Annotated in this window: 13 protein-coding genes; 2 read left to right on the top strand and 11 right to left on the bottom strand. The window is 52.9% G+C overall.

Going from position 1 to position 18,886, the window contains the following annotated elements; all coding sequences use genetic code 11:
- The first annotated feature begins 135 nt into the window (after positions 1–135).
- Complete coding sequence (locus PLIM_RS08865) at positions 136–1,521, top strand: tRNA modification GTPase (RefSeq protein WP_013109970.1); 1,386 nt, start codon at positions 136–138, stop codon at positions 1,519–1,521.
- 33 nt (positions 1,522–1,554) lie between these two features.
- On the opposite strand, the gene PLIM_RS08860 is transcribed toward PLIM_RS08865, so the two are convergent.
- Both PLIM_RS08860 and PLIM_RS08855 read right to left on the bottom strand, forming a co-directional pair.
- On the bottom strand, positions 1,555–2,805 hold the full coding sequence (locus tag PLIM_RS08860) for a 3-keto-disaccharide hydrolase (RefSeq protein ID WP_196349554.1): 1,251 nt from the start codon (positions 2,803–2,805) through the stop codon (positions 1,555–1,557).
- 146 nt (positions 2,806–2,951) lie between these two features.
- A complete protein-coding gene (locus PLIM_RS08855; RefSeq protein WP_041401450.1) occupies positions 2,952–4,151 on the bottom strand; it encodes an acyltransferase family protein in 1,200 nt (399 codons plus the stop codon).
- Between the two features lie 336 nt (positions 4,152–4,487).
- Between PLIM_RS08855 and PLIM_RS08845 the strand changes: the two genes are divergently transcribed.
- Positions 4,488–6,392: a cytochrome c peroxidase gene (locus PLIM_RS08845; protein ID WP_013109966.1), complete on the top strand. Its 1,905-nt coding sequence runs from the start codon at positions 4,488–4,490 to the stop codon at positions 6,390–6,392.
- A 190-nt stretch (positions 6,393–6,582) separates the two neighbouring features.
- Here PLIM_RS08845 and PLIM_RS08840 read toward each other — a convergent pair whose 3' ends face one another.
- From PLIM_RS08840 to PLIM_RS08800, 9 genes are all read right to left on the bottom strand, one after another.
- Positions 6,583–7,002: a Dabb family protein gene (locus tag PLIM_RS08840; RefSeq protein ID WP_013109965.1), complete on the bottom strand. Its 420-nt coding sequence runs from the start codon at positions 7,000–7,002 to the stop codon at positions 6,583–6,585.
- Positions 7,003–7,058: 56 nt separating this feature from the next.
- A complete protein-coding gene (locus PLIM_RS08835) occupies positions 7,059–7,481 on the bottom strand; it encodes a secondary thiamine-phosphate synthase enzyme YjbQ (protein WP_013109964.1) in 423 nt (140 codons plus the stop codon).
- A gap of 31 nt (positions 7,482–7,512) precedes the next feature.
- Positions 7,513–8,667 (bottom strand): chorismate synthase, encoded by a 1,155-nt coding sequence (gene aroC, locus PLIM_RS08830; RefSeq protein WP_013109963.1) that lies wholly within the window; start codon positions 8,665–8,667, stop codon positions 7,513–7,515.
- Between the two features lie 80 nt (positions 8,668–8,747).
- Positions 8,748–10,376 carry a hypothetical protein gene (locus PLIM_RS08825; protein WP_013109962.1) on the bottom strand — a complete coding sequence of 543 codons (1,629 nt, stop codon included), beginning with the start codon at positions 10,374–10,376 and terminating at the stop codon, positions 8,748–8,750.
- A complete protein-coding gene (locus PLIM_RS08820) occupies positions 10,373–12,979 on the bottom strand; it encodes an ABC transporter substrate-binding protein (protein ID WP_013109961.1) in 2,607 nt (868 codons plus the stop codon). The genes PLIM_RS08825 and PLIM_RS08820 overlap by 4 nt, the downstream gene beginning before the upstream one ends.
- Positions 12,976–16,527, bottom strand: a complete 3,552-nt coding sequence (locus tag PLIM_RS08815; RefSeq protein WP_013109960.1) for an outer membrane protein assembly factor BamB family protein — start codon at positions 16,525–16,527, stop codon at positions 12,976–12,978. The genes PLIM_RS08820 and PLIM_RS08815 overlap by 4 nt, the downstream gene beginning before the upstream one ends.
- Positions 16,527–17,279 carry a biopolymer transporter ExbD gene (locus PLIM_RS08810; protein WP_013109959.1) on the bottom strand — a complete coding sequence of 251 codons (753 nt, stop codon included), beginning with the start codon at positions 17,277–17,279 and terminating at the stop codon, positions 16,527–16,529. Before PLIM_RS08810 ends, PLIM_RS08815 begins: the two co-directional genes overlap by 1 nt.
- A gap of 3 nt (positions 17,280–17,282) precedes the next feature.
- Entirely contained in the window at positions 17,283–17,804 is a 522-nt protein-coding gene (locus tag PLIM_RS08805; protein WP_013109958.1) for an ExbD/TolR family protein, read from the bottom strand.
- Complete coding sequence (locus PLIM_RS08800; protein WP_013109957.1) at positions 17,801–18,508, bottom strand: MotA/TolQ/ExbB proton channel family protein; 708 nt, start codon at positions 18,506–18,508, stop codon at positions 17,801–17,803. The genes PLIM_RS08805 and PLIM_RS08800 overlap by 4 nt, the downstream gene beginning before the upstream one ends.
- Between the last annotated feature and the right edge of the window lie 378 nt (positions 18,509–18,886).

Genomic DNA, 18,886 nt, shown 5'->3' with positions numbered 1-18,886 from the left:
CTGTCGAAATAACTGTCTTCAGACGCTGGCAGCGAATTTGCCCCGGCAAACAAAGACTGAGTTGGGCTTTGTCTCGATGAAGTGATTGTCAGATCGAAACGTGGTACAGCGGCTTTTCGGAAAGTAGTTTCCTGAATGCTCGACTTGAACCTGAGCGACACAATTGCGGCGATTGCGACCGCTCCGGGGGCTGCCGGCGCCGGGACGATTCGCCTCGCCGGCCCACAAACTGTCACCGTTGTCAGTGGATTGTTTGAAGCCTCCACTGGGACATGGAAAGCTGCCAGGAAGGCCATCTGTGTTCATGGATCGATCTGGATTCCCGGAGATCGTTTTCATATTCCAGCTCGCTTAACGCTCTGGCCAGATCACCGCAGTTATTGCGGTCAGCCTCAAGCCGAAATCACACTTGCGGGTTGTCAGCCCTTACTTGAAGCGACGTTAGCTGAATGTTTTCGGCACGGTGCCCGTGGTGCTCAGCCAGGCGAGTTTACTTTACGGGCTTTTCTGAATGGCAAAGTCGATCTGATTCAAGCCGAAGCCGTTCTTGGAGTGATTGAAGCTCGTCATGAGGAAGATTTGCGTGTGGCGCTCAATCAGCTCAGTGGCGGGGTTTCACAACCGTTGATTGATCTGCGCAACGACCTGCTGAATCTGCTCGCTGATATCGAAGCGGGCCTCGATTTTGTCGATGAAGATATCGAATTTGTCCCTCGTTCCCAGGTCATCCAGCGATTGCAGACAGCATTCGCTCAATTGAAATCAATTGAAGGACGCTCACCATCGCGATTGACGTCGAATTCCCGCAAGCGCGTGGTTCTGGCTGGTCGTCCGAATGCCGGGAAAAGTACGCTGCTAAATCGACTCTCTAACGCCGATGCCGCCCTTGTTTCACCCATTGCAGGGACAACCAGAGATTACCTCCTCTGGTCAATCGCTTGGGAAGGTTTGTCGTTTGATTTGATTGACACAGCAGGTTGGGAAGAGAGCCTCAATCCGATTGCTGAGGCCTCGCAAAGGCAACGCGAAGAGCAGATGGCCTCCAGTGATTTTCTCCTCTGGTGTTCGCCTGCCAATTTATCACTAGCCGAAGCGGCCGAGGATCAAGAGTTTTTCGATCTGGCCGCCTCAAAAACATCCAAGGCCATCCGCATTACCACCAAGTTTGATCTTTATGAACCCGAGAAACATTATCTACCTAAAGATTCTCTGGTTTCGTTATCTGCCGTGAATGGGACTGGACTGGATCAATTGGCAGGTCTGCTCCGCAAACTGTTGACGAGCGATCATTCCTTGTCGCAATTCTGGCTGGGAACCACAGCGGCACGCTGCCATGAAGTCCTTGGTTCAGCATTCAGGGCACTCGATTCTGCACTCCAGGCCGCGCGAAGTGGAACTGCCGACGAACTGCTCGCAGCAGATCTCCGGCAGGTCATCAATGCTCTGGGCCTGATGACCGGTGCCACACAAACGGAAGATCTTCTCGACCGCATTTTCAGTCGATTTTGCATTGGCAAATAATCGCGAAGTCACAGATCAGCAGGCGAGTAGAGGTTATTCCGTGCAGCAGGCAATGTCGTCTAACCGCATGATTTCTACCTTGCGGAAGCGGACATCCATATCATCGCCGCCGTGGAGTTGCAGAGCGATTTTCCCCGCGGCCCTACCCCCTTTGTCGATAAAATCGACGGTCTTGATCCCATTGAGGTGAATGACAATTCGCTCACCCAGAGCAACCACAGTCATTTCATTCCACTCGCCAGGCTTGAAGGCTTTCTTTAACTGTTCGGCACTCGGCTGGAAAATCCAGGCTCTCCCATTGGTTTCGTACAATCCGCCCACATCTTTCGTGGGATCGATCTCGGCCTGAAAGCCTGCGACACCGTACGGATCTGCCTCGACACAGCGGAAGTAAAGTCCACTGTTTCCAGTGATGGCTTTGAACTCGACACGCACTGCAAAATCCCGGAAGGCATCTTCTGTGATCAACAAACCATGACGAGACTCCTCCTTGCTGGATGTGCCTACCAGTTCACCATCAGCAACTTTCCATTCGCCACCGCCAATCGCACGAAAGCCAGCCAGATCCTTCTGATTCCACAGTGGCTTCCAGGCAGATTGTCCCAGTGGTGTTAACTGAATGTTCCGCCAGCGAATCTGCCCTGCTTTTCCTGAGTGAACCTGGAGTGCGATAAACCCTTCCAGATCGGCTGTATCGATCAAATCAGCACAGCGTACTCCATTCACACTAGTGGTTATGTGCGGGCCTCTGGCTGTAATGACAAACGTGTTCCAGTCATCAATCTTGAAAGCCTTACGGGCCTGCTCGTCCTTGTCGAGAGAATAGATCCACCCGCGACGGGATTCGTCATAAATGCCACCCGTCCACTGGCGAGGTGAGGGATCAATTTCGCATTGGTAGCCGAATGTCCGGCCCGTACCATCTTTCTGGTGGCTGCGAAACTGAACTCCGCTATTGCCCGGAGTATCGAGTTTGACATCATATTTCAGTTCGAAATCGCCATAGGTGGCCTGCGTTCGCAGAAAGGTGTTGGGCCCTGGGCCCACGCGGCCCACGATCTCACCATTCTCGATTGAATAGGTGGCGTCTCCCCCAACTTTTTTCCAACCATCAAGAGTTTGACCATCAAACAGCAGAATGGGAGCCGGCTTTTTCGCGGGCTCTTCAGCGTGCAGAAAGTGAACCAATGAAATCTGTGAAATGGCAAAACTGGAAACGAGAAGTGCCCATGTCAGTCGAGAGAGGAGAGGTCTTCGCGAAATGTGGTGCGTATTAGGTGTCACGTTGGTTGCTCTTTTGATGGTTGATGGTTGATGCACGGGGCGAGGGTGCAGTATCTGAGGTCCAGAACTGTGGGAAATGGGAGTTCCCACTTTCGAAGAAAACATTCTTCAAGCTCAAACAAAGTTTACTTGAAACCGAGGCAATTTCAGAGACGGATAAAGACTTTTTGTCTCTGCAACCACCAGACAAACAGCCAGAACGAAAAACCCACGAAACAGGCCTGTAGGATGGGAGCCAGAGCCGGGCCAGCCATCAGGAAAATGTTTGGTCCGAAATGGCGTTCCCACGAGGCTGCCGTCCATGGTCGGAGCAACATGTAGCAGACGTAGAGCACGATGGAGTTCATCCCGGCAATGGTGAGTGGCCAGGCGAGAATCTGCTTTTGAAGGGCTTCTGTCAGAAAGTGAAAGAGCCCGAGAATCGACAGGCATAACCCGCCGCTCCAGAGTGTCCAGGAAGGTGTCCAGATGCGTTTAACGAGTGGGCAGACACCCGTGATATCCAGCAGCCAGCCAAGTAAGGCAATCACGACTCCACCCAGGACGAGCCGAATGGCTGCGGGGAAAGCACCTGGGACTTCGCGAATGGTCTGACCAGCCGCCAGGCCAAGTAACATCGTCGCGATGGAGGGAATAAAGTTGAGTGTCTGGTATCCGCCACGATTGAAGACGAAGGGTGTTTCCCGCGGGAACAGATTGAGAAACCAGCGATCGAAGCTGGCCGCAGGATTCAAATGCTGATTCCAGTGGGCACCAAAACCTGCCAGTTGCTGACGGTCGATGGGGAGGTTGAGTTGTGCCGCTAACTCCTGACTTCCAATAGGCCCCTGACTAACAACAGGCCAGAGTGCAAAAAGCAGCCAATAGGCCGCCAGGATCGCTGCCGCCATGAAAGGAGCCAGAGGTCGAGAAGACTGGGCGACGGCATAGACCACGAGGTATCCCAGGCCAATCTGGGTCAGGACGTTCACAAACGAAAAATCAGTGGAAGGCTTGTTGTTTGAGATCAGGAAAATGCCCAATACGACCAGCAGGACAGATCGCCAGACAGCGCGCACCCAGCCCTGCCCTGTCGAGACGTTTTTTGATTTCTGAGCAGCCAATGACCAAGGGATCGAAACACCGACGAGAAACATGAACGACGGTTGAACCATGTCCCAGAGGGAGCATCCTCGCCAGGCGACATGTTCAAACATCCAGCCCGCGGTCTGCCAGCCTTCCGACGCGGGAAAGTTTCGACTGGCCTCCAGAATGCCAAACCCGTTAAAGGCCAGCAGAATCATGACCAGGCCTCGATAGGCATCAATGGAGACCAATCGAGTTGGGTTGGCAGATGAAGTTGTCACAAAGCTGCTCCAAAGCCTGAAATCAAAATCGCCCCAGGGTCTGATCGTACTTCATTCCGATGAGCTTTGGGACATGATTCATATCCTGTCACTTGGCTTCGATTTTCACTTCATATTCCGCGTTGAATACTGGATTTCGCAATTTCGCATGTTTTGGCTGAGAGGTTACTCGATCCTGATGAAATCCCGGTTTTTCAGAAAACCAGGTCATCAATCACATTGATCCATCTAAGATTCTGTTGTACTGGTAATATTGATTTATTAGCCGAGAAAATCTTGTCAATCGGCAGCCTTTGTCTGGCCCGACTCAGCCTGACTTTACGGAAAGCGTATTCCATGCGATGGATGATTTATAGCAGTGCAGGCGTGGCGGTTGGTTTGCTGTTAACGATGGCGTTCTGGTTCTGCACCTCCTCTTCATTCTGCGACTCGGTTGCCCAGGCCGCCGAGGAGAACCTGACATCTGCTGGTCCGTCTCGCCCGGAGACCAGGACTTCAACCGCTGATCTCGAAGGTGGCTATCGCAATCCCCGCAGTCTGGCCTTGTCGGCGGGTAAGAAGCTGGGACTTGTCGCCAATACCGGGGGCTCTGTGGCTCTGGTGGATTTCTCAAGCGGTGAGAAACTCTCTGAGATCTCTCTGGCAGGCGTCCCGTGGGATGTTCAGTGGCTGAACGATCATAAGGCCTATGCGACTTTGCGAGGGAGAGGCCAACTCGTCGAGATGGGTGTCGTCGGTGGAAAGCTTGAATTCCTTCGTCAACTCCCCGTCGGGTTGGAACCTTGTGGGCTGGCCATTGACAGTGAATCTCGTCCCCCTTTGGCTTATGTGGCTGTTTCGGGGAGCGATGATGTCGCTGTTGTTGATCTGGATTCATTCGAGGTGTTGCGGCGTTTGCCAGCCGGGGGTCTGCCACAGCAAGTTGTTATCTCTCCCGACCGAAAGTGGCTCGCAGTGGCTGCACAGGTGCCGGCCCGAGTGACAGTCTTCGATCTCGCCACACTCAAAGTCGCCGGTGAGCACAAAGTTTACACAGATGGTTTCAATCTGGGCCCGATGGCGTTTGAACCTGAAACAGGCTCACTCCTCGTCAGTTGTGCCATCAATCGAGGGTTTCCGGTCAACTTCAGCAATATTGAACGGGGTTGGGTGATTGATAACCGTCTGGTGAGGATGCCGATTCCACAAGGAGAACTGGGCGAGCAGGAACAACTTGGTCTCGATGAATTTCAAAAAGGTGTGGGCGATGCTTACGCGACGCGCGTTTCGCCTAACGGTGAATGGATCGTCATCACTGCCAGCGGCTCGCATGAGATCATTCTGGTCAAACGCAAAGAATTGCCTTGGATGCCTGGGGACCCAGGCGACTTTGTGCGTCCAGAACTGATTGGTGACAAGACGAGGTACCGCCGGATTTCGCTGGCAGGCCGTCCTTTGGATTTCGAGTTCCTTGATGATCGTCGGATTGCGGTCGCCAATGGTCTCAAAGAAGCCGTGGAAATCGTTGATCTCGAACATGGAAAAATTGAGCAGTCGATCGCTGTCGGTACCAATCCCCATGAGAAGTCTTTAGCCCGACAGGGTGAAGAAATCTTCTATGATGCGAAGCACAGCCTGCATCAGTGGTTCAGTTGTCATTCCTGCCACCCCGATGGTCACACCGCTGGACAACTCTTCGATACTCAGAATGATCGGGGCTATGGAGCAGCGAAGCTGACACCCACGTTGTACCACGTGGCTGAAACAGGCCCATGGACATGGCATGGCTGGCAACGAGATCTGGAGAACGCCATGAAGCGTTCTATCGAAGAAACCATGCAAAGTGAAAAGTCATCGACTCAAGAGCAGCAGAAAGCCCTTGTGGCCTACCTTGAAACACTCCGTCCTGCATCGTGGCAGGGAAATCCTCTGGAGCGGTCACAACCGCAGGATGATCCCGACTGGCATGCCGGTAAGGCGATCTTCTTTGGGAAAGGCGCCTGCGATAACTGCCACCAGGGGCCGCAAATGGTGCATGAGGATACGTTTGAGATCGGGCTGAAAAGTCGAAATGACAGTGACTTCCGATTCAATCCGCCGAGTTTGCTGGGGCTGAATCTCAGACGACGATTTCTGCACGATGGACGTTCTCGCAGTCTGCGCGACGCCCTCGAAAAGTATCATGCCCCGGAAAAGGTGGCTGGCGAGAAGCTTTCTCCCGAAGAACTGCAGCAGTTACTTCGATATCTCGAATCTCTCTAAGCAGCGCACACGGTCAAAGAGAGAAAGGTAATCAGCCGACTGCTTATTGCAGTTGGCTGATTACCTTTGAAGATGTCTGATACTGTATTCCAGGAAACAAAAGCGCGTTGTTGGTCGCGAAAACATGCTTGCCCAGAGCCGCAAGCATGGCACACAGATCGCTGTTTTTTCATGGAAAGCATATGACAGATTACTTCTTCACCCAGTAATCAAAGACAAGCACGTTTTGCAGGCGTGGCCCGACAAGCTTGACGAACTCTTTATGGGCTGGATGTGGCAGGTAAGTGTCGCGATCCTTCTCGCTTTTGAAGGTGACCACATATCCATGGGTGAAGCCACCCGCTTTGCCTTCAACGCTGACATCGGTGCCACATTCAAAATCGACAATCTCGCTGATTTTTCCTTTTAGCCCAGCAAACGCTTTGGTGACTTCTTCAATCTGCTCTGGTGTGGTGCCTTCCTTGTACTGGAACAGCACAACGTGCCTTAAAAGCTGTGGAGCAGCGTCGTCACTGAGGGCGGATTGAGGCAGACAGGCAGACATCATCGCGGCTGTCACAATGAGGCTCCAGAGTTTGAAGGTCGCAACAGATACAGCTTTTGTGTGCATGGAAACTTCTTTCTATCGGGATGAGGAAACTGCTGGGACTGGTCATTGTTATACCATTATTGCGAAGTCATCAGCGTCAGTGACAAGCGTCGAGAACCACCGTGGTCACGGTGTTCACAGAGATAAATGCCTTGCCAGGTTCCGAGTGCCAATCGGCCACGAACCACCGGAATTGTCACGCTGGAACCCATCAGAGAGGCTTTGATATGGGCAGGCATATCGTCTGCTCCTTCCAGCGTATGAACGTAAGGCCAGTTCTCGGGGACCAATCGGTTGAGTGACATCTCGAAGTCAGTACGGACGTCGCGATCAGCATTCTCATTAATCGTCAGAGAGGCCGATGTATGCATGATGAACACGAATAAGAGCCCGTCGCCAGAACTTGGCAAGGACTCGAGTTGAGAGACGACTTCATCGGTCACGAGGTGGCAGCCGCGAGGTCTGGCGGCGAGTTGAATGAACGCATGGCGGATATTCATGGGCACTGTTACCTGCTTCCGGAAGGCAGATCTAAGTGGCAGACTTCCAGTTTTTCTGCCCGCACCACCTGAGCCAATGATCGGCCAGCACAATTGCGACCATCGCTTCAGCCATGGGGATGAATCTCGGCAGAAGGCAAGGATCATGCCGCCCTTTGGTGCGTATTGTCGTGGCCTCACCGGCCCGCGTTACGGTGGGCTGCTCTAGTGGCAGGCTGCTGGTGGGCTTGACAGCAGCACGCAGAATGATGGCCTGACCACTCGAAATGCCCCCCAGCATCCCGCCATGACGATTCGTTTGTGTGGTGATGTTATCAATCGCAGGAATCGCGGAAGTCGAAGCGTCAAATGAATCTTTGGGGACAAAGTAATCGTTGTTGGCACTCCCGCGCATGGTGGCACAGCCGAATCCAATGCCGTACTCCACACCCAGAACCGCAGGGAGACTGAAGAGAGCTTTTGCGAGATCGGCTTTCAGCTTATCGAAGACAGGTTCCCCCAGTCCTGCAGGGATTCCAGTAGCCACAATTGTGGCCGCACCGCCAATTGAATCCTGTTGCTTACGCACTTCTTCAATGAGTGCAATCATCCGGCTGCCAGTGGCTTCATCAGGGCAACGGATAATGTTCGGCGTTCCATCAGCCAGATACTCAACCTGCTGCAGTGTGACTGATTCTGGATGAGGCACTTCAGCGACAATCGATCCCACCTGATGGACATAGCCAATCACCTGGGCTCCCAATGCGTGGGCGAGGAGCTTTTTGGCAATAGCCCCTGCTGCGACGCGCGCAGTGGTTTCGCGGGCACTCGACCTTCCACCTCCCCGGTAGTCTCGAAATCCATACTTGGCATCCAGGGTGAAATCGGCATGACCGGGACGGTAGACATCCTGAATGTTGCCGTAATCCTTGCTTCGCTGATCCGTGTTGCGAATGAGGATGGCAATGCTGGTGCCTGTCGTCTGTCCTTCAAAGACACCCGCGAGAATCTCGGGCAAGTCAGCTTCATCGCGCTGTGTCGTGATGTGGCTTTGCCCGGGGCGGCGGCGATTGAGATCGATCAGCAGATCGTCTGTCGTCAGTGGAATTCCCGCGGGAACACCATCGACGATCACAACGTTCCCCGGCCCGTGGCTCTCGCCAGCGGTCGTGATGCGAAATGCTTGTCCAAAACTGTTTCCTGCCATAATCAACGGATTTTACACAGTTGGGATGATCGAGAACAGCCAGTCGTCATGCTGTTCGGTGGCGATGTTTTTCAGCGGAGTCAGGGAGTATCGACTTTGGGAGGAGTTTGAGGAGCAGCGTCGTCCAATGCCCGCAACTGAGCGATTTCTTCATCGAGAACTTTGAGTGCCTCAGTGCCCAGGTGCTGCTGCGCGAGTTTGAGCAACGCCGAAGATTGTCTGCGGATACGTTCTGCTGCGGATCGGCTGGAGATTTTTTTGGCGGCTTCAGAACTGGTCGATTGAATCGCAGAGATCATGGTTTCGACATTTTGATCGGTAGGGAGTTGGCCGATTTGTTTTCGCAGATCACTCACCAGTTGCCAGTTTCTTTGCCGGGAGGCATTTCTTAAGCGCGCCAGAAGTGAAGTCCTCCTGGCGACAATAAGGGTGATTTCATCGGCAAGACTTTGGAGCTGAGCTTCCGCTTCACGTCGCGGCCCGTCATCCGGAAGAAACAACTGCTCTTGTCTTTCCGCTCCGGCAATCATCGGCACGCGAGCCAGAAGTTGATCGCCACCGAACACATTCAGCCACAATAGGCGAGACTGATCCTGCTCAGATTGAGAAGTGATGAGCACCTCACCGCGCAGGTTCGTGGTGACCAGGAATGGCCGGGGTGGCGGCGAAGCTGCTAAACTTTTCGAATCAGCCGCTGCGGTGGTGTTTTCTGTCGTGGTGGGAGTTTTTTGTTGATTGGAGGGTTGTAAACTCTGAATCAACTGCACGCGAGTGGCTGCTGCCAATGGCTCGTGAGAAACGAAGATATCGAGGCCCGGTTGAGGTTGCCGACTTCCCAGAGTGAGTATGGAAAGTTTAGTTGACTGGTCATTGGGTGGTATCAGTAATCCTTTGAGTTCAATCTGCGAACGTCCACGGCCTGCCAGATTGATTCGGCTTCCGGAATGCAGGATCGGCGCACCAGCGGCTGGTAATTCGAGAACCGTCCACTCGACCGGTTCGTGGCGGATGGTCTTGCCCTGTTCATCGAGATAGCAAATCCACGGAATGGCCAGGTGGAGGTTTCGAGGAGACCAGCGTGTGGCCACTTCTGGAAACAGCAGTTCGCCGCGATGTGTGGCCATCAATTGGCCGGATGAGCCCGTCGCAAGTCGCAACTCGGGAGCAAACTGCTTCAGGCAGGAGCGAACGACTGCTTTCGCCAGTGCATCAAGATCAGGTTGTCGGGAGATGGAGAATTCCACCAAGCGGTTGTAGGCAGGCTGAGCCAACGTGACGATCGCCGCATAACCACCCCCCTCCACTTTCCAAAGGACGACAATTTCGACATCGGCAGCAGCAACGGGTTGACCACTTTTTTTGTGACGAAGAGTCGATTGCCAAAGGCCCGAACTGATTCGTTTACTGGTACTTAAAACCAGTGACCCGAACTCTGCTTGCTGAGGAAGTGGGGGCATGTTTTCGAATTGATGATTGTCATGACGAATCTCCCAAGCCACTCGATAAGGCGACAATTCCCAGGCGATGGCCGTTTCAGCGGCGGGCAAAGACACGAGGCTGTGGGAATCAGCCGGGTTCACTTCTGCCCCGATTGTTTCAGCCCCGATGACTTTGTGACCTGCTTCCGGAGTGAAGCTCAAACCATTTGCCAATAACCACAGGCAAATGCCAAAAACAATGATCCCTGCGCGATAGGTGAACACGTTCATCTGGATTCTTCCTCCAGATTCATCAGCCACTGTTCAATCCCATCAAAAGGCGTACTCAATTCCGCTGGTAAGCGAGAGAGCTTTCTGGAACAGACGGCATGATCTGTGATCCTGAGGACGGGCAATACCCAGGCGGAAAGTCGGAGATCATACTCGAGCTTCAAGGCCTGTCTCGTCGCAATCTCCGGATTCGTGGTACGCTGTAATTCGGCTGCAAGATAACGAAAGTTCGAACCAGAAAAATCCAATTCCGCTAACGCTGAAGCATCACTTTTTCCATTCTTTGTCGTACTGTGGATGAGATTCCATGGGGAGCGCGTGTTGGAATGTTGGGGAGCATCGGGCCGGATCAGGTTGATCCAGTTGTCGATTGGATTAGAAATGACCTGGCGTTCCCAGCGAAGATCAGCCAGACCGGAATCTGCAGGAACAGTTTCCGTAGCAATTCCCAGTCGATTCAAGGTGTTCGTTAACATCTCCTGACAGCGACGAAAGACATCCGATGCTGGTCTTTCGAAGCGGAGAGGGCGATTGAATTCCGGGCACTTTCCTTTGGCAAGTTGCAGAAATGTGGCTGCCGTCAGTGGATCGAACTCGGAGAGTTGTTCACCAAGTAATGAATTGGATCGAGCAGCCGCTTGGCCAGAAAATTGTGTGGCTGGTTGAACGAAATTTTTTCCATCGGTTCCTGCCACCACCTCTGCCATTTTTTTGCGATCCAGGCAAAGGTTAATCGCTTGCCTTAAAGGCTCGCATTGCCCCAACCGTGATTGAGGTGAAAATCGAAGAGTGATGATCGATGGAGTGGCATAAGGAATGGTGAAAAATCGACTGTCTTTCTGGAATCGAACGGCATCCTGTGGATCGATCACCGGGCAAAAATCGGCTTCACCCCGCAGTAATTCCCGTACACCATCAGCCTCGGAATCGAGTGTTGTCTGATGAATCCAGTGAATGGACGAAGTCGAGACGCTTCTGATGGCAGGTCTGGCGTGATTCCTCTGGAGGATGACGACCTGCTGGATCGATCGCTTCTCTCCCGATAACTTCGGCTCCGATGAACTCGCCGCTTCGTATTCTACCTGTCGCCAGGCGGCGAGTTGGTTTTGAGATTGATCATCTGGCAGACCGTGCGGTGTTGAATTCAGGGGTGGTGCGTCAGAAAAAATGGCCTCGAAAGCGCGTGGTGAACTCCGCAAATCGATCACGAGTTCGGTAGCGTTGAGGACCTTGTAGCCATCGATGTATTGCGACAGCAAAGTGGAGGAATCGGCTGTTGATTGTCCCAGCCATTGGGCCAGTCGATCGGCATTCCATCCAGCCTCGATAGCGAACCGATTCAAAGTGAGTCGTTCCTGCCGACCCAGATCTGTCGGTTCCCAGCTCTGAAGAATCGGCGATGACCATATTGTATTATGACTTGTGCCACTGGACACAGGTCTTTTCGTCTCATTGAAAACCAGCGGGACTTGTTGAAAGAGTCGAACGTCCGTCAGTTCGAGAAGGTCTTTTCGCCCATCGTTTGTGCGGACAATCCGCAACAGCGCGTTCCCTTGAGACTGTTCCCGCCAAAGTTTTCTGAGCAGTGGCAGATCAGTGGTCGTTTGACGCCAGTTGATCAGTTCTTGCCACGGTTCCCAATGGCTGGCCTTTGCAGGAATTGTTGTTGTTGGTCGAGGACTTGAGGGAACCAACGTGGTAAGCGATTCCGAAGCCGGGCTCTGGCGAATCGAACTGGGGAGGCTTTGAAGGATCTCTCGCGCGAGACGCATATTGCCGGCAGCCACCCCAGCTTCGATCTCCTTGCGGGTGAGTGTGACAAGATCTGCGATGTCGTTACGATTGGCCGCGTTGAGTTCCAAAAGTTTGAGAAGTCGGATTCTGGCACGCGATGAGTTTCCTGCCTTGAAAGCCAGACGAGCTTCAGTTCGCAAAAGATCGATTTGTCTTTCCTGAGTCCCTCGCCAGCCGGGAGCGATCTCGCAGATTTCGGAAAGCAGTTCATAAGCCACATCCGTCTCGCCCGATTTCAGCAACTCATCAACCCGGCGAAGCAGCAAATCCTCATGGTATAGAACTTCCCGGATGAGTTTGAGATCGATTCGGTATTCCGGTTGAGGATCCTCAGGATCGGCCAGTGTGATCTTGAGTGTTCCCAATTCGCGGCGGCGCGACTGTTCGAGTTCCATGGCATTTTTCTGGGGTGGCAATGGCTTTCGCATGGCCTCCAGTTGATCGTTGATCTGCTTTTCGAGAGCGCCGGGTCGAGGTTCGAGTGGTTCAACCACAATCACTTCGTCAGTTTTGAGAATGATCCAGTCGACAGGCCGTCCTTTGAGCAATGTCTTGGCATCAGGTAAAGCCAGTGTTGATAACGTCGGGAGTTTTTCTGCCTCCTCGGCAGCTTCATCGACGGCTGCGTTGCTGGTGGTGGGATTCTGATTGCTTGAAGTCTGATTGCTTGAAGTCTGTGTAGTCTCAGTGAGTTGTGCGTTGGTATCGGGGGTGACTTCCTGAGCGAAAAGTGCGTCGCTCAGGGTGAAGCCCCATACAGCCACAGTCATGACTAATAACCAGCGATGAAGTGTTAGTCGCTGCTTCATGGCTCGATCCCTTGAGCAGGTCGATTTTCAGGATCAATCGTGTTCTGTGTCTGCTGCTCTTCAATGAAAGTATTGGCAGGGTTGGCAATCAACTCGATGGCCAGATCGCTGGAGGCCGCAAAGAGTTTTCCAAAGGCGATAAAGAGCGAATCGATCTGGATTTGAGTCTGAACGGTGTGCAAGACTTTTCCTGAGCGACGATCTATCTGCTGAACCTGATCGGGTGCAGTGACAATCCAGATGGTTGTACCTTGAAAGTGTGCCAGTAATCGATGTGACTGTTTTGAAGGGATCTTCCAGCGATGCGGTGTCGTCTGGTTGGCCATCGCTGAGTTAAAACTGCCGCTCAAATCAAAGTGTTCGACTCCTTGACTGGTCGACACGATCAGCGATTGTTCATCACCGATGAGGGCATGAATTTCGTTGTCAGATTCAGAATCTGAAAGTTCAATTGTTCCGCGCGGGTCGAGTGTTTCCGCCAGATACAAATGAAGCTGACCTGAGTGATCGGCTTCTCCCGAGCGCAAGAGAACTGCGATATAGCGGCCGCAGCTCGCCATTTGAGCAACATCTGCGTCAGGCAACTTGATTGTCGCGATGCGTGTCAATTGACCCTGGAGCATGGCCAGTTTCCAGAGTTCACCATCTTTTGTTGCGACCACGATGGAATCTGGTAATACGGCCGCGCACTTCCAGCTTCTCTGCAAGGTTGAATCACCGCTGGAAGCCAACTGTGGCTGGACGACTTGCGATTTCTGGCCCGTTTGGGGATTGAGCCAGGTGGCAGTTCCCGGTTGGAAAAGAACAATTCCGCCATCGAGCGACAATGGGGCTAACTCGAGATGACCTTCGATGGATCGCGGTGGTGGAAGTGTCGATGTCCCTTCATAGATCCAGTAGCGGGTTGAAGATCCAGCAGAGTCAGCTCTTGCGGCTGTGACCACGAGTTTGCCATTCCAGGGAGTGGCGAACAATTGCCAGTTTTCCAGAGGTGGCAAGTCAATCGCGACCTGCGATTCCATGACGGAAGACTCGTTATGAGAAATCGTTGTCCATTGGGAAAGAATGCCGGCTTCACTGGCAGTGAGCAATCGATCTGGGGCGGTGGCGGACCCGAGTAACTTTCCACCGGAGATCATTTTCCAGTTTCCGGGCTGACCAGCCAGATTGACCGTGCTGGTGGTTGTTCCGGTCGTCCACGAAGCTCTGCGGGGGATCATGACCTGTCGATCAAAGCTGGTGATGGGACCGGCAGCCCACCCTGTGATGGAATCTCCAGAGAGCAGGCTGAGCCCATCGGAACGAGTGGAGAATCGTTTCAACCGGGAACCGTACATCCAGATTTCATCTTGTGGTGAGAACCAGAGTTCAATCGGCCCGTTGTATTTCGATTGTAAAGGATAGCCATCCACTTCCGTCAGAGGAGTCATGCCGGATTGATCGGTGACGTTGAAGAGAGCCAGTCGTTCGCCGACGAGGGGCAATACAAGCGTTGATCCACGAATTTTGCCAGCTCCCATGAGCAGACCGGGCAATTCCAAAGTTTGCCTGATTGCCAGGGGCTGTAGGGGTTGCCCGGTGGACAGTACGTGCAATCTGGCTGAGTCGAGTTGGTCATTCTCTCCCACGAGGAGTAAATCTCCCGTTGCCAGTTGAGGGACTGTCAACGTGTGTTTGTCATGACCTAAGTATGTTGCTGCCACGATCTGAAGAGGATTGCGGCTGAAGGTGTAAAGAAGTGACTGTTCCCCGCCCGCGACGAGATGAGTCGCGTCTCGTAACAATACGGGTTGCGTCACGAGTCTCTGCGGAAACTTTAAGGCGGCAGTAACGCGTCCCGTTTCCTTATCGAGCCGCCAGACCTCTCCTGAGGCTAGGCTCACGAAAAGCGAGTTCTCCGCTTGGGCAGGAATCCCAGGAGCGAGTTGACCTGTCGGGCAGAGCCATGAAGGCCGCCCATTTTCTGAGTCAAATAAGATCAGACCCTGGTCACGCTCACTCCATGCCAGCCAGCGCTCAGCATTCCCTGATAAGGGGATCGCAAATGGAGAATTGGATTTTCCCAGAGGATATTGCCACAGAAGCTTTCCAGTTTCGGGTTGAATGGCGACTAATGAATCCTGCAAGCGCAGTGGGAGGATCAGACTGCTGGTGGGATCTTCGCTGCGGCTGCGCTGCCGGAAGTAGGGCATGACGCTGACAGCTTCACGCGGTTTGTCAGGTTGAGGAAGTGACTCGGCGGGACGTTCAACGACCTGTTTTGTTTCGAGTCGAATGGCTTCTGCAAGGAGTTCGTTCAACTCCGGGTTTTTCTTGAGATCCGGGTGATGATCCATCAGTTGCCGATGAATGGCGAGTGCTTTCAAAGCCTGATCTGCCTTTAAGGCGGACTGGATCTCACTGGTGGCGGTATCAAGACGGTTTTTTCGAACCAGAGCGCGATTGGCAGCTTTTCGCAACTGTTCCAGGCGTTCGAGTGAAGCTGTCAGAGATGTCCGGTCGTCGTTGTAGCGTTCGATCAGTCGGGTGGCGTCATCGGAAATGTTCAGAAGTTCGGCACTGGCATTGGCAGCCGAGGCTATGGCGCTACCATTTGCAATTCTTTCGGCTGCACGAAGTAAATCTGGTCTGATCGAGCTGAAATCTTCTGCATCGCGGTCATCGACAATCCATTTCTGCAAATGGGACATGGCCTGAGTGAAATCAGGAGTGACTCCGAGGAGTTCGCGTTCAATGGCTGCTTTCCAGGCGTAGCGTCTGGCTTCTTTCGAGCGTTTGGCCCGGGGGTGACTTGTGGAGAACTTCTGGAATCCTTCGTAAGCCTGAGAGAAACGACCTTCTTTGAAATCGAGTTCAGCGAGGCCGAATTCCCGCTCGAGAGATCTTTGTTGAATCAGGAAAGTCGTGACCAGTCCTGCCACGATAAGTAGCCCGACAGAGATGGCCATTCCCAGAACAAACGGCGATCTGACGAGGTCTTCTTCTCCCGGGCGGGCAAGTGCGGGGGCCTTATTGAGCCCTCTTTGACGAAGATCAGGTTTTTCAGAAAAACTGCCTCCGGGCGATCCAGCAGACTCGCGTGCTGCCAGTCGACTGGCGACGGCGTTATCTCGTGTGGGAAGTGCCGGAAGATCGCTCAGGCTGGTCGAAGATTCTTCTTCAATAATGACGACTGGTTGTTCAGGCTGCCCTTTCCGAGGTGACTTTCTCGGAAGTGTTTGAGCCTCAGGAGCGGGCACTGATTTTTCCATCCCCTGCTGCTGCAAATCCTGATAACGAATGGCCACTTTGCCAATCGAGATCACATCTCCGGCAGAGAGCTCCGACCGAGCGACATCGGCTCCATTCACACTCACTGAAGGAGCACCGGCGACAGTGACTTCGAATGCCGAGCCATTCCAGCTGACCCGGCAGACAACTGCTGGAATGTTGTCTCCAGGTACCACAATTTCATTGAATTCCAGCGAGCCAATCATGACAGGGTGAGTTTTGGTGAGTTCCAAAACACGATTGGCAGTTCCCGGGCAGACGACAACAAGCTCCGGCATCACACTCCCTCCGTCATGGTTTGAGTGAGCGTCCGGGTGAGATTCGTAGCTGGCGAAATTCGAGTGACTTTGAGTGGTACTTGACTGCCGGCTGTGACGATCCGAATTTTCTGCAATCCTGCAGCATTGGCAGCATCGAGGATTGTGATCACCAGGCGGTGCTTAGCCGCAGGGTCCGCAGTCAGAACCAGTTCCTGTTTATTGTCACGAGTCATCTGCAGGCGGAACTCATCTTCGAGTACTCGAGAGTCCGTCTCAATCGGTCGACGATCAATCGTGATTTTTCCTTCTCGACTGACTTCCACAAGAATCGATTGGTTGAGCAGATCATCGAGGGATTGCAAAGAGGCTTTGCCACCCGATTTTTGTGGGTCAGGCGTGGGGAATGGAATTGTCTTCTGCAGGCTGAAGGAGGCCGTGATCATGAAGAAAATGAGCAGCAGAAAGGTGACATCGACCATAGGCGTAAGATCCATCTCCTCCAGATCGATGGGAATCCTTTTGATCGATCGAGGTTTAGCAGCCACGGGAAGACGCTGAGCAGTTTCCGGAGGTTCTGCAGAGGGTTCAGTATCGACTGCTTGAGGCTGATTGTTTTCGATATCCTCGTGAGTATGATTGTTAAGATCATCGACTTCGAAGGGGATGGTGGTCTCACTCTGGCAGATCGGACAGGTGGTCGTTTGCCCCTGTTTACTCGAGGTGATTGATAACCGATGCCCGCAGGCATTACAGCGGAAACGTATGGGCATGAGCTACTTCTCCCGTACACCGGCAAACACGCTGGTGCCCTGGACTTTTGCCGCAGCCTGCATGGCATCCCTGACATCGCCGTGGGCCACGTCCCCCTCGGCCTTGACGACGACATTTCGCTGGCCGTTTCGCACAGCGTCTGTCACCCGTTGACCAATTTCTGCAAAAGAGATCGGCTGGCCGGAGTCTTCAAGAGTAATCAGTGCGCGATCACCCGGGTTTCTGCCTGGCCTGAGAATCAGTACGGTCGACTGCCGGCTGTCGACGCCTTGCGTGTGAATTGCAAAGGGGACGTCGAGATCAGGTGTTCCCTGCATTGTGGACGAGACCATAAAGAAGATCAGCAGCAGAAAGACACAATCGATCATGGGTGTGATGTCGAGATCGACGCTGTTCAGAGCCGTGTTGTTCGATTTTCGACGAACTCGTTCGGCCCGGGCTGGTGGCTGGGCATCGAACAATTTGCCCGTTGCGCTTTCCAATTTGTTCGAAAGGGAATGTTCGTGTTGAGTTGGCGGATTCATCGGGTACGTTCCACCTGCCGTTCGCTGGATGATGTACGTACTTTTTGCTGGGTTTCAGCAAACCGGGCCTCTGCCAGCTGATCGAGGAGTGGAGTGAGAATCTGATCAACTTCAAACTGCAATTTGCGAACACGAATCAGAATCGCAGAAATCGCAATCATCAGTGGAACGGCTATCACGAGACCCACGGCGGTGGTGATGAGTGCCAGGCTGATATCGTTAGCCAGCATGGAAGGATCGGTCCCGGATTTCTGCATGGAAGCAATTTTGCCGAAGGCTGCAATCATCCCCGCAACCGTCCCTAACAGACCCAGCATCGGGGCTGATTTGATGACCGTGTTGACCCACATGACTTTGTGCTCAAGTTCGGCCTGAACTTCCCGCTCGAACTGATCGAGCGCAAAATTTCGGATCTCGGCGGGAGGGATGTCCGTTCGGCTGGCAGCTAACCCCAGCAGTTGAGGAGAAACTTTCGTCCACCAGGGTGATGCATCGCAACGGGCAATCAAGGCTTCCCAATTGTGGTCGCGAATCCATTGAGAGCATTCTTCGCGAAACTCTTCCGCCTCTTTGTGTGTACGAAAACGTTTGGTTGCCAGTTGGCGAAACAGAATCACACACAATGTCCCACCGACTAATGCTCCCAATGCCTGAAAGGCGTAGATGGAGTTCCCGGCCCACTCGATGATTTGGTTCAGCTCCATAACGCTTTCAGATCTGCAAAGAGTAGACGATTGACTATGCCTCGATTCTCTGGACTTCAAATTCAGAGTAACGCTTTTTGTGCCTGCTCCCAATCACAAAGCCAACAGGTTTGTTGTCAACTGCGTAAGTCGAGCCATATCAGAAATGATTTAAGACATCATGGTGGCAGGCGTTCATCAAACTGCGGTCTTGTCTCTTGTGGTAATTGACCAAATGAACTGTCGGAAGTTTTTCTCCGAATAAGCAGTTTACGATAAAAAATTGATTCCCAGTTAAATCTTCACCGTTTATTGATAATTTTTGATTCGAATAAGAGTGAGGATTTCTTCTGAGCCAGGACGCTCATGTGACGATGCGTCATATCCAGAATTAACAAC

This window comes from Planctopirus limnophila DSM 3776 (assembly GCF_000092105.1).
In the GTDB taxonomy this organism is placed as follows: Bacteria; Planctomycetota; Planctomycetia; order Planctomycetales; family Planctomycetaceae; genus Planctopirus; species Planctopirus limnophila.
This window is presented reverse-complemented; position numbering and strand designations above follow the sequence as displayed.

Excerpts from the sequence above, each read along its gene's own strand:
- PLIM_RS08865 (WP_013109970.1), top strand. The coding sequence starts at position 136 with ATGCTCGACTTGAACCTGAGCGACACAATTGCGGCGATTGCGACCGCT.
- PLIM_RS08845 (WP_013109966.1), top strand. The coding sequence starts at position 4,488 with ATGCGATGGATGATTTATAGCAGTGCAGGCGTGGCGGTTGGTTTGCTG.
- PLIM_RS08840 (WP_013109965.1), bottom strand. The coding sequence starts at position 7,002 with ATGCACACAAAAGCTGTATCTGTTGCGACCTTCAAACTCTGGAGCCTC.
- PLIM_RS08835 (WP_013109964.1), bottom strand. The coding sequence starts at position 7,481 with ATGAATATCCGCCATGCGTTCATTCAACTCGCCGCCAGACCTCGCGGC.
- aroC (WP_013109963.1), bottom strand. The coding sequence starts at position 8,667 with ATGGCAGGAAACAGTTTTGGACAAGCATTTCGCATCACGACCGCTGGC.
- PLIM_RS08825 (WP_013109962.1), bottom strand. The coding sequence starts at position 10,376 with ATGAACGTGTTCACCTATCGCGCAGGGATCATTGTTTTTGGCATTTGC.
- PLIM_RS08820 (WP_013109961.1), bottom strand. The coding sequence starts at position 12,979 with ATGAAGCAGCGACTAACACTTCATCGCTGGTTATTAGTCATGACTGTG.
- PLIM_RS08815 (WP_013109960.1), bottom strand. The coding sequence starts at position 16,527 with ATGCCGGAGCTTGTTGTCGTCTGCCCGGGAACTGCCAATCGTGTTTTG.
- PLIM_RS08810 (WP_013109959.1), bottom strand. The coding sequence starts at position 17,279 with ATGCCCATACGTTTCCGCTGTAATGCCTGCGGGCATCGGTTATCAATC.
- PLIM_RS08805 (WP_013109958.1), bottom strand. The coding sequence starts at position 17,804 with ATGAATCCGCCAACTCAACACGAACATTCCCTTTCGAACAAATTGGAA.
- PLIM_RS08800 (WP_013109957.1), bottom strand. The coding sequence starts at position 18,508 with ATGGAGCTGAACCAAATCATCGAGTGGGCCGGGAACTCCATCTACGCC.